Source organism: Acetobacter conturbans, from assembly GCF_011516755.1.
Classification (GTDB): Bacteria; Pseudomonadota; Alphaproteobacteria; order Acetobacterales; family Acetobacteraceae; genus Acetobacter; species Acetobacter conturbans.
Window position 1 is genome coordinate 167,306 of the sequence record NZ_WOSY01000004.1, and the last position, 12,744, is coordinate 180,049.

Here is a 12,744-nt window from a genome sequence, read left to right on the forward strand (position 1 = left end):
TCGGACATGAATCCGGAGCTTCCCGCTCTGCTGCGTCTGGCTCGGACCGAGAATGTCGGACCGGTGACGTGGCGGCGGCTGATGCACGATCATCACACGGCGGAAGAGGCGCTCGCAGCCCTGCCGAATCGTGCCCGGCGCGGCGGGCGTGGGAAGCCCTTGAAAATTCCCGATATCGGAGAGGTCGAACGCGAGATCGAGGGTGTTGCGGCACTGGGTGGCCGGATTCTCACCTTGTTTGACCCTGATTATCCGCCGTTTCTGGCCGAATTGCCCGATTCACCACCGATCCTTTCCGTTCTTGGCAATCTCGCCTGCCTTTCGGCCCCGCGCAGCGTGGGAATCGTGGGAGCACGCAACGCTTCGGCGGCTGGCATGAGATTCGCCGAAAGTCTGGCAACAGAACTTGCCCACGCCGGTATCACGGTTGTGTCCGGGCTGGCGCGTGGCATCGACGCCGCAGCCCATCGGGGCGCGCTGCATGGCAGTTTTCCGCAGTGGGGAAGCACGGTTGCCGCAGTCGCTGGTGGCCTCGACGTGGTTTATCCTACCGAGAATGCGGCCCTGCAGGCACAGATTGCGGAAAAAGGTGCCGTCGTGACTGAGGCGCCGCTTGGCACGCAGCCGCTGGCGCGTCACTTTCCGCGCAGGAATCGTCTGATCGCTGGTCTGTCACTTGGAACGGTCGTGGTCGAAGCAGCCATGCATTCCGGCAGCCTCATCACGGCGCAGCTGGCCGACCGTTACAGCCGTGCGCTCTTTGCCGTGCCGGGCTCTCCGCTTGATCCACGTTGCCGTGGCAGTAACGATCTTTTGCGGAAGCATGCGCATCTGGTCGAGACTATTGACGACATTCTGCCTTATCTTCGCCATTCTGATAAGGCAGCCGGAACCGGGTTTTCCGGATTTGCCGAGACGCAGGACGAGTGGAAAGGACCATCCGTCTGCGACGAGGCTGATCTTGACCGGATGCAGAGAATGATTTTTTCACTTCTGTCATTCACACCGGTCCCGGTTGACGATCTGGTGCGGCGCTGTCAGTTCTCGGTCTCTGCGGTTCTGACGGTAATTACCGAACTTGAGCTTGCCGGCCGAGCGGAAGTGCTGCCCGGAGGAGCCGTTGTCCAGTTGGTGCCAGACGGAACGGAGTGATTTGCCACTCGACGCCGGACTGGCTCGGAGAGAGCATGACTGACGTCGTCGTGGTTGAATCGCCTGCCAAGGCAAAAACGATCAACAAGTACCTTGGTGACGGTTATACCGTTCTTGCCTCGTTCGGACACGTCCGAGACCTGCCGCCGAAAGACGGGTCCGTGATGCCGGATGAGGATTTTGCCATGAAGTGGCAGTCCGATGAGCGTGGCCAGAAGCAGGTCGCTGCCATCGTGAAGGCGCTCAAGGGCGCTGATACCCTTTATCTCGCCACTGACCCTGATCGCGAAGGTGAGGCGATTTCCTGGCACGTGAAGGCGATGCTGGCGGAGAAGAACGCGCTCAAGGGCGTGAACGTCCGCCGCGTGACCTTCAACGAGATCACAAAGAACGCCATCAAGGAGGCGATGGCGCATCCGCGTGATCTCGATATGCCGCTGATCGAGGCCTATCTCGCCCGGCGCGCGCTGGATTACCTTGTCGGCTTCACGCTCTCGCCGGTGCTGTGGCGCAAGCTGCCCGGTTCGAAGAGCGCCGGGCGCGTACAGTCGGTGTCGCTTCGCCTGATCTGCGAGCGCGAGGCGGAGATCGAGGTCTTCAAGCCGCGTGAATACTGGACCGTGGCGGCGACATTCATGACGCCAGCCGGGGCTCCCTTTACGGCGCGGCTGACGCATCTCGACGGCAAGAAGCTCGACCAGTTCGATCTCGCCAGCGAAGCCGACGCTTTTGCCGGGCGCGATGCCGTGCTGGCAGGGACGTTTGCCGTCCGCTCCGTCGAGCGCAAGAAAGTCAGGCGCAATCCGCCGCCGCCATTCACGACCTCCACCATGCAGCAGGAGGCTTCCCGTAAGCTGGGCATGGGCGCTCAGGTCACGATGCGGACGGCCCAGCAGCTTTATGAAGGCATGGATATAGGTGGCGAGACTGTTGGTCTGATCACCTATATGCGAACCGACGGCGTGACGATGGCGGGTGAGGCGATTACCGATATCCGTCGTCACATCGGCCAGGATTTCGGCGCGAACTACGTGCCGCCGCAGCCGCGCGTCTACACCACCAAGGCCAAGAACGCGCAGGAAGCGCATGAAGCGATCCGGCCTACAGATGTCAGCCGCACGCCTGCCTCCATGGCGCGCTATCTGAGCAACGAACAGCGACGTCTCTATGAACTCGTCTGGAAGCGCGCGGTCGCCAGCCAGATGCAGTCGGCGGAACTGGATCAGGTCGCCGTCGATGTGGCGGATCAGCCGGGCAAGACGGTGCTGCGCGCCACCGGTTCGATCATCGCGTTCGATGGCTTCCTGAAGCTTTATTCCGAAGGCAGGGACGAATCCGACAAGGCTGCGGACGATGAAAGCCGCATGCTGCCGCCGATGAGCGAGCGCGATCCGCTCAAACGCGGTGACGTGGTCCCGGACCAGCATTTCACGCAGCCACCACCGCGCTATTCGGAAGCGTCGCTGGTGAAGAAGATGGAAGAGATCGGGATCGGTCGCCCATCGACCTATGCGTCGATTCTGACTGTCTTGCAGGACCGCAATTACGTGCGGCTGGAATCCCGGCGCTTCATGCCGGAGGACCGGGGACGGCTGGTGACGGCGTTCCTCGTCTCCTTCTTCGAACGTTACGTGGACCCGCATTTCACGGCAGGTCTGGAGGAGCAGCTCGACGACATCTCCGGCGGTCGTGCGGACTGGCGCAAGGTGATGAGCGCCTTCTGGGAGGCCTTCTCCGCGGCCGTGGCGCAGACGAAGGACCTCACCATCACCGAGGTCATCGACGCGCTCGATCAGGATCTCGGCTCGCATTTCTTCCCGCCGAACGAGGAAGGCACCGATCCGCGCGTCTGCACGGCCTGCGGTACGGGACGTCTGGGGCTGAAGCTCGGTCGGTACGGCGCGTTCATCGGCTGCTCGAATTATCCGGAATGTCAGTACACCCGGAAGCTGGCTGTCGAGGGCGGCGAAGGGGACGGCAGCGAGGGCCTCAAGGATGGGATGAAGCTGCTTGGCCAGCATCCTGTCACGAATGAGGATATCACCCTCAAGCGCGGACCGTGGGGACTCTACGTCCAGCAGGGGGAGCCGGACCCGGAGGATAAGAAGGCCAAGCCGAAGCGGGCTTCTCTGCCGCGTGGCCTGACCCCTGAGAACCTGACACTCGAAAAGGCTGTCGGGCTTCTCAGTCTGCCCCGGATCATCGGTATCCACCCCGAGTTCAATGAGCCGATCGAAGCTGGTCTCGGCCGCTTCGGGCCTTATGTGAAAATGGGTGCCATCTACGGATCGCTGGATAAGGATGACGATGTCCTGACAGTCGGCCTCAACCGCGCTGTGGATGCGCTGGCCAAGAAAATGGCCTCGATCCGCACGCTCGGTAACCACCCCAAGGACAATGAGCCGGTGATGGTTCGTAAGGGGCGCTTCGGTCCCTATGTCCAGCATGGTCAGGTTGTTGCCAATCTGCCGCGTGGCGAGAGCATGGATGACGTCACGCTGGACGGTGCGCTGGAACTGCTGGTTGAAAAGGGCAAGGCGCTGAAGCCGAAGGGTAAGGCTGCGGCGAAAAAGACCACCAAGACGGCTACGAAAACCACGAAGGCTAAGGCGAAAACCGAAGGCGACGCGGAAAAGCCGGTCAAAAAGGCGACGAAAGCCAAAACTGCGACAGCCAAAACCGCGACCAAGGCTGTGAAAAAGCCTGCGACACGGAAGAAGGCTGCTGCTGCGAAAGACGACACTTCTGGCGAATGATGGCTGAGGCCGTCACCCGTTCTGCGGGGGCGTCCGCCATGCCTGACCGGGAAGCGGTGTTGAGTGTCCTGCGCGCGACACCGACACCGCTGACGGCCGGGCAACTGCTCCGTCGGCTGGGACTGACTCCTGATTGGAAAGGACGTCTCCGCACCCTCCTGCATGGCATGGCGACAGAAGGCGCGTTTCGCGAAGATGCCGTGATCGGCAAGCTGCGTGGCGAGCCGGACCTGCCTTTGCTGGCGGAGGTCGTCGTCACAGGACGGGATCGGCATGGTGCGCCATTTGGACGTCTGGCTCCCACCGATCCGTTTGGACGGAGAGTCGGTGCATCCGGAAAGCTGCCAATTGTTTTTTTGCACGGAGACACAGCCGGTGAACCGCTGCTGGTCGCGGGCTCGCGCGTCATGGCGCGGCTGCGGGGTGCCGGAAAAAACCGTTATGACGCGCTGATCATGCGGCGGATGGACCGGCCACGGTTTATCGGCGTATTTTGTGACGGAGCGGATGGACAGGAAACTCCCCAAGTCAGGTCCGAAAATGCCTGTGTGCGATCTGTGCCTGCCGATGGCGCCAACGGGGCGGTGGATGGCGATCTGATTCTGGTCGCAGACAATGGCGACAGGGTTGAAGCGGTTTTCGGTCGCCCAGACGATTCTGTCGCCGTGATGGACGCCTTGCGCGCTGAATATGATCTTCCTCGTGTCTTTCCAGATGATGTGCTGGAAGAAGCGGCCCGACTGCGTCCTCCAGAGCTGGAGGACTGGGCGGTCGATCGCCATGATTTCCGCGACGTTCCTTTTGTGACGATCGACGGACCGGATGCGCGTGATTTCGACGATGCCATCTGGTCTGTGCGCGAGGGAAAAGGGTTTCGCCTGTGCGTCGCCATCGCGGATGTTGCTCATTATGTGCGAGCAGGTTCAGCGCTGGATCGGGAGGCATGCCGGAGAGGTCATTCGGTCTATCTGCCGGATGCGGTCGTGCCCATGTTGCCGCCACGTCTTTCCGAGGATCTCTGCTCACTGCTCCCCGGTGAGGAGCGGTACTGTGTCGTCTTCGAACTGCTCATTGACGAGAGCGGGGAAGTCACGCGGTCGAGCATTCAGCGGGGCGTCATGCGTAGTCATGCGCGGCTGACCTACGAGCAGGTGCAGGCCATGCGGGATGGCACTGCGCCACTCGTTTCAGGCTTTAACCGGGAATGGCTCGATACGCTCTACGCGACCCACGCAGTTTTGCTGGCAGCCCGACTGAGGCGTGGGTGTGTGGTCGTTGAGGAGCAGGAGCCCCTTCGGGTGGCACTGGATCGGACCGGTCGACTGACCGTGTCGGAGACCCCGCCGCTGGAAAGCCGTGATCTGGTCGCGTCCTTCATGATAGCCGCTGGTCAGGTCGTGGCACGTGCATTGCGCGATGACGGTCGTCCGGCCCTTTTCAGACATCACGATGCAGCCGGAAGGAATGCGGACGCCCCCCGGCTTCCCGCCATTTACAGTCTCCTGCCAGGGATGCATGCCGGGCTGGCTCTTGATGTTTATGCGCATGTGACAAGTCCCATCCGCCGGTATGCGGATCTGGTGTGTCATCGCGCCCTTTTCCCGTCTTCCGGAGACCCTTCTGTCTCCCTGCGCGACCTGCCGGCACATCTTGCTGTTACCGAAGCGCGGTCTGGTGAAATCTCCCGAAAAGCACAGGAAAGACTGCTGTCCCTGTGGCTGATTTACCATCCGGAAAAGGTTTTTGAAGGCCATGTGGCAGGTGCGACCCGGTCAGGCGTCCTGATTGCGTTGACGGATACCCGGACAACCGGTCTGCTGATGTCCGGAGATCCGGCAAGTCGGAATCCAGACGCGGATTCGAGCAGGGGAAGTGAAGCGTGTTCAGGCGCAGAAGCGTCCTTGCAGGATATGCGCCCGGTTCATTCCCTGAAAAAGGGAATGGCCGTGCAGGTCGTCGTCCTCGGTTTGCAGCCCGACGGGTGGGGCTGTCTTTTCCGTCTCGTTGCGTCAGCCGCGTGAGGAGCGGGCGTTCCTTCATCCCTGTCATCAGATGGCGACTTGCCGTAAGGGGCCTCCAGCCGGGCGTGCTGTTGTTCGCCGTAACGCTGTGGCTGTTTTCCGCCACCGTCGCGGCCTGTGCGACACCCGTTTCGGATGAGGAGCAGGAGTCGGCCGCCCATTCGCGCGCGCGTCTTCCCCAGACCGCGCCGCAGGACGGACTCAATGAGGCGAAAGTCGCTGAGGCAACACCGAATCTCCCGCTTCTGTATTCAGTAATCCAGACGGGGCTTGAGTTTCTTGAGCCACGCACCCTGCAACCCTATTCGGCGCGCCAGCTCTGCCTTTGGGGGCTGGGAGGTATCAGCGCCCTTGATCCGTCCCTGCGCATTACGGAGGCGGCTGACGGCATCCACCTGATGCAGGGGCAGACAAGTGTTTTGCAACGCCCGGCACCCCCTGAGAGCAGCACGCACGACTGGAGCTCTCTGACAACGGGCTTTCTCTCGACGGCATGGGGATTGTCCTCGGTCCTGCGAGCGGCGGGAGAGCAGGGTGTTACCCAGAGTTTCTTTGACGAACTCTTCAATCATCTCGACCCCTATTCGCGTTATGTCGGACCGATGCCCGCTGAAACGGACCGGACGGCGAGAACGGGCGGTGCCGCTGGAATCGGTATTTCGCTTGAGGAAGAAATCTCGCAGTCCGACTCAGGGCGACGGAAACGGAAAGGGGAGGTGGTCCGCCATCTGATTGTCAGCGCGGTCAACACGAACGGTCCTGCGTGGCCGGCAGGGGTCGATGTCGGAGAACGGCTCGTCGCCGTGGATGGACACAGTGTTGTCGGACTGACGGTCGGGCAAGTCCAAACGCTTCTGTCGGGTGATCCCGGCAGTGAGGTCTCAGTCCGTTTCTACTCGCCCGGGACTCGCCGGACACGAACGGTCTCCATGCGCAGGGCGAGCGTACCTGCCGAAACGGTGTTCGCGTTCAGTGCCGGATCACTGGTCATCATACGCATGACCTCCTTCTCGTCCGAGACGGCGGAGGAGATGAGCCAGTATCTCGATCAGGCGACGCAGGATCGGCACCTGCGCGGAATCGTCATCGATGTGCGGGGTAACCGGGGCGGCGTTCTCCAGCAGGCCGTGACGGCTGCGGCGCTGCTTCTCGATAACGGCGTGGCTGCGATCACCAAAGGACGCGATTCTCAGGCCAATCATGTCTGGGCAGTGCAGGGCGGCGACATGACGAACCGGCTTCCCGTCGTCATTCTCGTGGATGGACGGACTGCCAGCGCCGCTGAAATCCTCGCTGCGGCACTCGCCGATCATCGCCGCGCCGTCATTGTCGGCAGTGCGACGCTGGGAAAAGGGCTGGTTCAGACAGTCGCGCAGTTGCCGGACCGGGGAGAATTGTTCGTGACATGGAGTCGGGTGATCGCACCTCTGGGGTGGCCCATTCAGGGGCTTGGCGTCATGCCTCAGCTTTGCACCAGCAGGGGATCGCTCGACGCCCAACGCCAGATGGAGGAACTCAAGGGTGGTCATGCACCCGCGGGTTCTTCGGTTGCGGAGTCCCGCAATGTGCGTTTTCCGGTGCCGGTCTCCCGCATCCTTGAAATCCGCAGGACCTGTCCCGCGGCTCTGGGAAGCGATCTGGATCTGGAGACCGCACGGGATCTGATTGAAAACCCTGCTGCTTACAAGGCGGCCCTCTCCATGATTCCCGATGACGCCGAAGTGGCAGCAGTGAGCAGCAGCGAATGAGTGAAGAGCCACGCCTGAAAACAGCTTTGTGGGTCAGTGCCGTCCTGCGGCAGGCGAATGCGTCGGGTCATCCGGCCTTCCGTCGGCGTCGCGGGTATGAAGATGCTGGAGGCGTGCTGGTCATTCTTGGGAGCCGGGACAGACGAGCCGTGGTTCTGACGCAGACCCGCGATGCGGACGGCGCCATGGCGTGGATGAAGGGAAGCGGTGTCGAGCCGGTCACGGAGTCTGAAGCTGAAGCCTATGTCGAACGGCAGGTGAAGCGCGATCCGGATCTCTGGGTGCTGGAAATTGAAGCAGACGATTTCGAGCCTCCTTTTGAGGCGCGCATCATCTGATGGTGAAGCGTTGCATGCGAGACACACTCGGCTGACAAGCCCTATGAAGATGCAACTGCATATGGTGTGTTGATTTTTCAATAAGATGACGACGAGACGTGCGCGGTTTTGTCGTGTTACGTGGTTAATGCGTGACATTCATATGCGTTACGAGTTGCGCGACGGACGCGTTTCGGCAAAAGAAGGCCGTATGAAATTGCGGTGACACTGCTTTTGACTGATTTGTCAGCGTTTGTAGGGCGGGCATGAGGAGAACATGATGAAGCTGCGTTATGGGTTTCTTGCAGGATCTATCCTGTCGGCGCCGCTCGTCCTCAGCGCTTTTCCGTCTTCCGCCTTCGCCCAGCCCGTTCAGGGTCTCTACGTTGCCGGTGAGGGCGGTGCGACCTTCAATCAGGACCAGCAGGTCCGTATGAGTCGCAACCTGCCCAGCGGTCGTGATCGCTGGAAAACGGGCGCAGTGGGGCTTGGATCGGTCGGTTACGGACTCGGTAACGGCTTCCGTGTCGAGGTTGAGGGCAATTACCGCAACAACGACTACAAGGGCCTCGGGACCAATACCGTTTCGACGAAAGGGGATGGTCGCCGCCAGACCTCCGGCGTGATGGTCAACGCTCTGTTCGATCTTGATATCGGCAAGAGTTGGCTGTTTCCCTATTTCGGTGCTGGTGTCGGTTATGGCTGGAGCGCGATGCGGACGACGGTTACAGGCCTGGATCGTCCTCTCACCGAGCATATGAGCGGGACGTTCGGCGGCTTCGCCTATCAGGGAATTTTCGGTCTGGCCTTTCCTGTGCCGTGGGTTGTCGGGCTCTCGGCGACGGCGGAATATCGCTTCTGGACGATGCTGGGTCCGCAGTCCCATTTCGCGACCGCAGTCGGGACAGTGGGTGGAGGCGATAACCTCCAGAAGGAATACGGTGTCGCATCCGGCAACCACGACACGAAGACCGACTTCAATCACTCCCTGATGCTCGGCCTGCGTTACGAGTTTAATCCGGCTCCCCCACCGCCGCCACCTTCAGTTGCGCCGACGATTGCCGCTCCCGCGCCGGCAGCAGCCCGCACCTACCTCGTGTTCTTTGACTGGGACGAAGCGGAGCTTAGCGATCGCGCCCGGTCCATCGTCGCCGTGGCCGCTCAGGCTTCCGGCCATACGGCCGTGACGCGCATCCAGGTCGGTGGTTACACCGATACATCGGCGGCTCACCCCGGAGCTCGCGGCGAGCATTACAACATGGAACTGTCCACCCGCCGCGCCAATGCGGTGAAGGCTGAGCTGATCCGTGATGGTGTGGCAGGCTCGATCATTGATGTGCATGGCTTTGGCCAGACGCGTCCGCTGGTCATGACGGGTCCCGATGTGCGCGAGCCTCAGAACCGTCGCGTGGAGATCATCCTTCACTAAGTGAAGGGCATACGGTTTTTACAGGATAAAGTGGAAATTGAAGGGGGCTTAATGCCCCCTTTATTTTTCAGAGACCGCTGAAAAGCGAGGTGGACAGATAGCGTTCCGCGAAGGAAGGCGCGATGGCCACGATTGTTTTGCCATGATTTTCCGGGCGATGAGCCAAAGTGATCGCCGCGTGCAAGGCCGCTCCGGATGAGATGCCGATGGGGATGCCATCCATGCGCGCGCAGCGACGGGCCGCGGCAATGGCTTCCCGCTCGGAAACAGTCAGCACCCCATCAAGCGCTTTTACGTCCAGCGTCCGTGGGCAGAAGCCCGGCCCGATCCCCTGGATGCCGTGCGGTCCCGGCTCGTCTCCATTGAGAATCGCACTTTCCGTCGGTTCCACACCGAAGATTTCGACGCTCGCCTTCTTTTTTTTCAGTGCATGAGCGATGCCGGAAGCCGTGCCGCCCGTGCCGACACCCGCGACGACGATATCCACCGTGCCTGCTGTATCCTCCCAGATTTCCTGAGCGGTTGTCCGTTCGTGCACCAGAGGGTTGGCGGGATTGTCGAACTGGCCGGGCATCCACGCATCGGGAGTCGTCTTGAGAATTTCCTGCGCGCGGGCAATCGCCCCTGCCATGCCAAGCCGCGAGGGCGTGAGTTCCACCTGTGCATCCATGAGCCGCAGCATTTTTCGGCGCTCGATGGAGGCGCCTTCCGGCATGGTCACAATCAGGCGATAGCCGCGCGAGGCCGCGACAAAGGCAAGGGAAATGCCGGTATTGCCGGAGGTCGGTTCGACCAGAACGCTTTTTCCCGGTGTGATCAGGCCTTCCTGCTCGGCGGCAAGGACCATCGCGGCACCGATTCGGTCTTTCACCGAGCCAAGCGGGTTGAAGAATTCCAGCTTCAGAAGCACGCGAGCCTGAAGATTATCGTCTTCTGTCATGCGCGGAAGGCCGACCAGAGGCGTGCCTCCCACAACATCCACCACGGAATCGAAAATGCGTCCTCGCGGTGGGGCGAGCTGGAAATCGACGTCAGGAGGGAGTGTGCGAGAGCCCATCGAGCAAACCTCTTATGGTCGTTTTCTCCGGAAAACGGGGTAATGGCCACGTGACCGGAGAGAATCGGAAATGTATGGCCACGAACGGACGTTCGGTGCTGTTGCAAGAAAATAACACGGAAGGGCAATGTGAATAGCCGGGCATCTGTGCCGTTTTCACTTTTTACCCAAGGATATGTCGCAAGGTGGACGAGAGTGCGGTATCTGGGGCTAAAGCCAATGTTTCGAGGGTATCATTATGCTGCTGCGACGTGATCGGGCCATGACAGGCGTCATGATTATGCTGGATGTCGCATTCTATGCCGGTCGAACGGGCACGGTGAACGCCGCCGATATCGCGGAGCGGGCAGGACTGGCGCGGCGGGGGATCGAGCCGTTGCTTCAGACGCTTTCCCGCTCGTCGCTTCTGGAAAGTGTCAGGGGACCACGGGGAGGGTACCGGCTGGGACGGCCCCGTCGCGATATTTCCGTCACGGAGATTATCGCGACTGTCGTCAATGTCGATCCGGATGCGGATGATGGACCGTCCGGCGATCTGTTCCAGAAAGTGCTCGATCCGTTCTGGCGGGAAGAAGACGAGACCATCGCGGCCCGTCTGCGGGACGTCACTCTGGATGATCTTGTGCGTCGCGCGGAAACGGCCGGTCTGCGGCGCCCTTTATCAGAACCGATCACATTTTCGATCTGAACAGGCGCTTCGGTAAATGCAGACGGTGATCCTCTCTCAATAACCGAGAGGAGGATCACCTTATTGTGTTCAGTGAGTAGCCTTTTTCGTGACGACGCGGCGCTTGCTGGTTGAAGTCGTCTTCTTTTTTACGGTCGATTTTTCACTCGTCGTCGGGGCAGAAACGGCCGGACGAGCGATGGTGACGCCGGTCGCATCGACCGTTGCCGTAACCGTCAGGTGATCCCGCTTCTGACCGGGGCCTCGCACCAGAATGACCGTGAAACTGTCACTGCCTGCGTAGCCCATCGTCGGGGTGTAGGCGATCTGCGTCTGGCTATCGAGCGTATAGAGAAACGCCTTGCCGTGTTCAGGAGCAGGGGACACGCCGAAAGACGCATAGGCCCCGCCTTCCGGTGGCGCCACCATCAGCACGCAGCGGCCGTCATCGCTACGAACAGACATCTGGCTGACGAGGTCTCCGTTTGCGCCTGCGGTCGGCTTGGTGGTTTTGCAAACAGCGGATGTCTTCATGTAACCGAACGGGTCCGGCGAGCCATAACGTCCGCTCTGGAGCGGGCCATGGGTACATCCCGCCAGAAAGCTGGTTGCCAGAACAGGCACGGCTAGAATTCTCAGTCGCACGTAAAGGCTCCCCGATAGCTGTGAACAACAGAAGCGGGCTGGCGGCGAATCCACCGACCGCATGAAATTGTCTCACGCTCTAGAGCATCCGGAAGCCCGTTGAAAGTCACGGCCGGACATGCCTGAAAGGAGCCAAATCCTCGTGCCGTGGAATGGCCACAATCATGCGGTCCCGTGGTCGCATGGCAGGCATTCCGTGTTTTGGCCGCAATGGCTAATTTCTAAAAAAACCGTGACTTGTGGCGCAGGACTGAGAAACAGGGTTCAGAATCTGCTCGCCACATCGTCGTGGCGGGTGCATATGTCTGTCCGCGCATTCCATTATTTGGAGAGACCCCTTCATGTCCTCTGGTCCGTTTCGTCTTGCGATCGCTGGTGTGGTTCTTCTTGGCCTGTCCTGCGGAACCGCCGCTTCGGCAGCAAGCTGCGGCCGTTCCCCGGCCAAGGAAGCTTTCGATGTTCAGGGGCTGAAGAGCGAACTGATGGTCACCGCACTCTCCTGCAAGGCGCAGGAACGCTACAATGCGTTCGTCGGAAAATTCCGCAGCACGCTTCTGGCGGAAGAGCAGCGTCTGAACACCTATTTCCGCACGACATACGGCAAGCGTGCGCAGGTCGAACACGACGATTACATCACGCAGCTCGCCAATGTGCAGTCTGAAAAAGGTCTTCAGTCGGGCACAGTGTTCTGCAGCCAGCGCATTGCGATGTTCGATGAAGTGACAGCGCTCGACGATGAGCATGATCTGTCCAATTACGTGCAGGCAAAGGACATCGTCCAACCAGCGACGTTCGAGACCTGCGCTGCTCCGGCCGTGGAAAAAAGCACCGAGACGCGTAGCCGCCGACGTTCGGCGCGGCGCGCCTGAGAGGCAGCACCTTCTTCGACGCCTCCTTGACGAATCGGTTCCAGCGGGAGACAGACCGGGCATGAGCGATCTCTTCTCAAGCA

General features: G+C 60.7%; 10 protein-coding genes. 8 read left to right on the forward strand and 2 right to left on the reverse strand.

Annotated elements, in window-relative coordinates:
• Positions 1–6: 6 nt before the first annotated feature.
• From dprA to GOB81_RS05770, 6 genes are all read left to right on the forward strand, one after another.
• Positions 7–1,152, forward strand: a complete 1,146-nt coding sequence (gene dprA / locus GOB81_RS05745) for a DNA-processing protein DprA (protein ID WP_173569529.1) — start codon at positions 7–9, stop codon at positions 1,150–1,152.
• A gap of 35 nt (positions 1,153–1,187) precedes the next feature.
• Positions 1,188–3,908 carry a type I DNA topoisomerase gene (gene topA, locus GOB81_RS05750; RefSeq protein WP_173569417.1) on the forward strand — a complete coding sequence of 907 codons (2,721 nt, stop codon included), beginning with the start codon at positions 1,188–1,190 and terminating at the stop codon, positions 3,906–3,908.
• Positions 3,905–5,929, forward strand: a complete 2,025-nt coding sequence (locus GOB81_RS05755; protein WP_173569418.1) for an RNB domain-containing ribonuclease — start codon at positions 3,905–3,907, stop codon at positions 5,927–5,929. Before topA ends, GOB81_RS05755 begins: the two co-directional genes overlap by 4 nt.
• Before the next feature lie 65 nt (positions 5,930–5,994).
• Positions 5,995–7,677, forward strand: a complete 1,683-nt coding sequence (locus tag GOB81_RS05760) for a S41 family peptidase (RefSeq protein ID WP_408736905.1) — start codon at positions 5,995–5,997, stop codon at positions 7,675–7,677.
• Positions 7,674–8,015: a DUF1491 family protein gene (locus tag GOB81_RS05765; protein WP_173569419.1), complete on the forward strand. Its 342-nt coding sequence runs from the start codon at positions 7,674–7,676 to the stop codon at positions 8,013–8,015. Before GOB81_RS05760 ends, GOB81_RS05765 begins: the two co-directional genes overlap by 4 nt.
• Before the next feature lie 259 nt (positions 8,016–8,274).
• Positions 8,275–9,423: an OmpA family protein gene (locus GOB81_RS05770; RefSeq protein WP_173569531.1), complete on the forward strand. Its 1,149-nt coding sequence runs from the start codon at positions 8,275–8,277 to the stop codon at positions 9,421–9,423.
• A gap of 67 nt (positions 9,424–9,490) precedes the next feature.
• On the opposite strand, the gene cysK is transcribed toward GOB81_RS05770, so the two are convergent.
• Entirely contained in the window at positions 9,491–10,480 is a 990-nt protein-coding gene (gene cysK / locus GOB81_RS05775) for a cysteine synthase A (RefSeq protein ID WP_173569420.1), read from the reverse strand.
• A 238-nt stretch (positions 10,481–10,718) separates the two neighbouring features.
• Here cysK and GOB81_RS05780 point away from each other — a divergent pair, with 238 nt between their 5' ends.
• Positions 10,719–11,168, forward strand: a complete 450-nt coding sequence (locus tag GOB81_RS05780) for an RrF2 family transcriptional regulator (RefSeq protein ID WP_173569421.1) — start codon at positions 10,719–10,721, stop codon at positions 11,166–11,168.
• 69 nt (positions 11,169–11,237) lie between these two features.
• Here GOB81_RS05780 and GOB81_RS05785 read toward each other — a convergent pair whose 3' ends face one another.
• Positions 11,238–11,792, reverse strand: a complete 555-nt coding sequence (locus tag GOB81_RS05785) for a hypothetical protein (RefSeq protein ID WP_173569422.1) — start codon at positions 11,790–11,792, stop codon at positions 11,238–11,240.
• Positions 11,793–12,133: 341 nt separating this feature from the next.
• Here GOB81_RS05785 and GOB81_RS05790 point away from each other — a divergent pair, with 341 nt between their 5' ends.
• Positions 12,134–12,661 (forward strand): hypothetical protein, encoded by a 528-nt coding sequence (locus GOB81_RS05790; protein WP_173569423.1) that lies wholly within the window; start codon positions 12,134–12,136, stop codon positions 12,659–12,661.
• Positions 12,662–12,744 lie beyond the last annotated feature (83 nt).

Excerpts from the sequence above, each read along its gene's own strand:
- GOB81_RS05755 (WP_173569418.1), top strand. The coding sequence starts at position 3,905 with ATGATGGCTGAGGCCGTCACCCGTTCTGCGGGGGCGTCCGCCATGCCT.
- cysK (WP_173569420.1), bottom strand. The coding sequence starts at position 10,480 with ATGGGCTCTCGCACACTCCCTCCTGACGTCGATTTCCAGCTCGCCCCA.
- topA (WP_173569417.1), top strand. The coding sequence starts at position 1,188 with ATGACTGACGTCGTCGTGGTTGAATCGCCTGCCAAGGCAAAAACGATC.
- GOB81_RS05790 (WP_173569423.1), top strand. The coding sequence starts at position 12,134 with ATGTCCTCTGGTCCGTTTCGTCTTGCGATCGCTGGTGTGGTTCTTCTT.
- dprA (WP_173569529.1), top strand. The coding sequence starts at position 7 with ATGAATCCGGAGCTTCCCGCTCTGCTGCGTCTGGCTCGGACCGAGAAT.
- GOB81_RS05770 (WP_173569531.1), top strand. The coding sequence starts at position 8,275 with ATGAAGCTGCGTTATGGGTTTCTTGCAGGATCTATCCTGTCGGCGCCG.
- GOB81_RS05780 (WP_173569421.1), top strand. The coding sequence starts at position 10,719 with ATGCTGCTGCGACGTGATCGGGCCATGACAGGCGTCATGATTATGCTG.
- GOB81_RS05765 (WP_173569419.1), top strand. The coding sequence starts at position 7,674 with ATGAGTGAAGAGCCACGCCTGAAAACAGCTTTGTGGGTCAGTGCCGTC.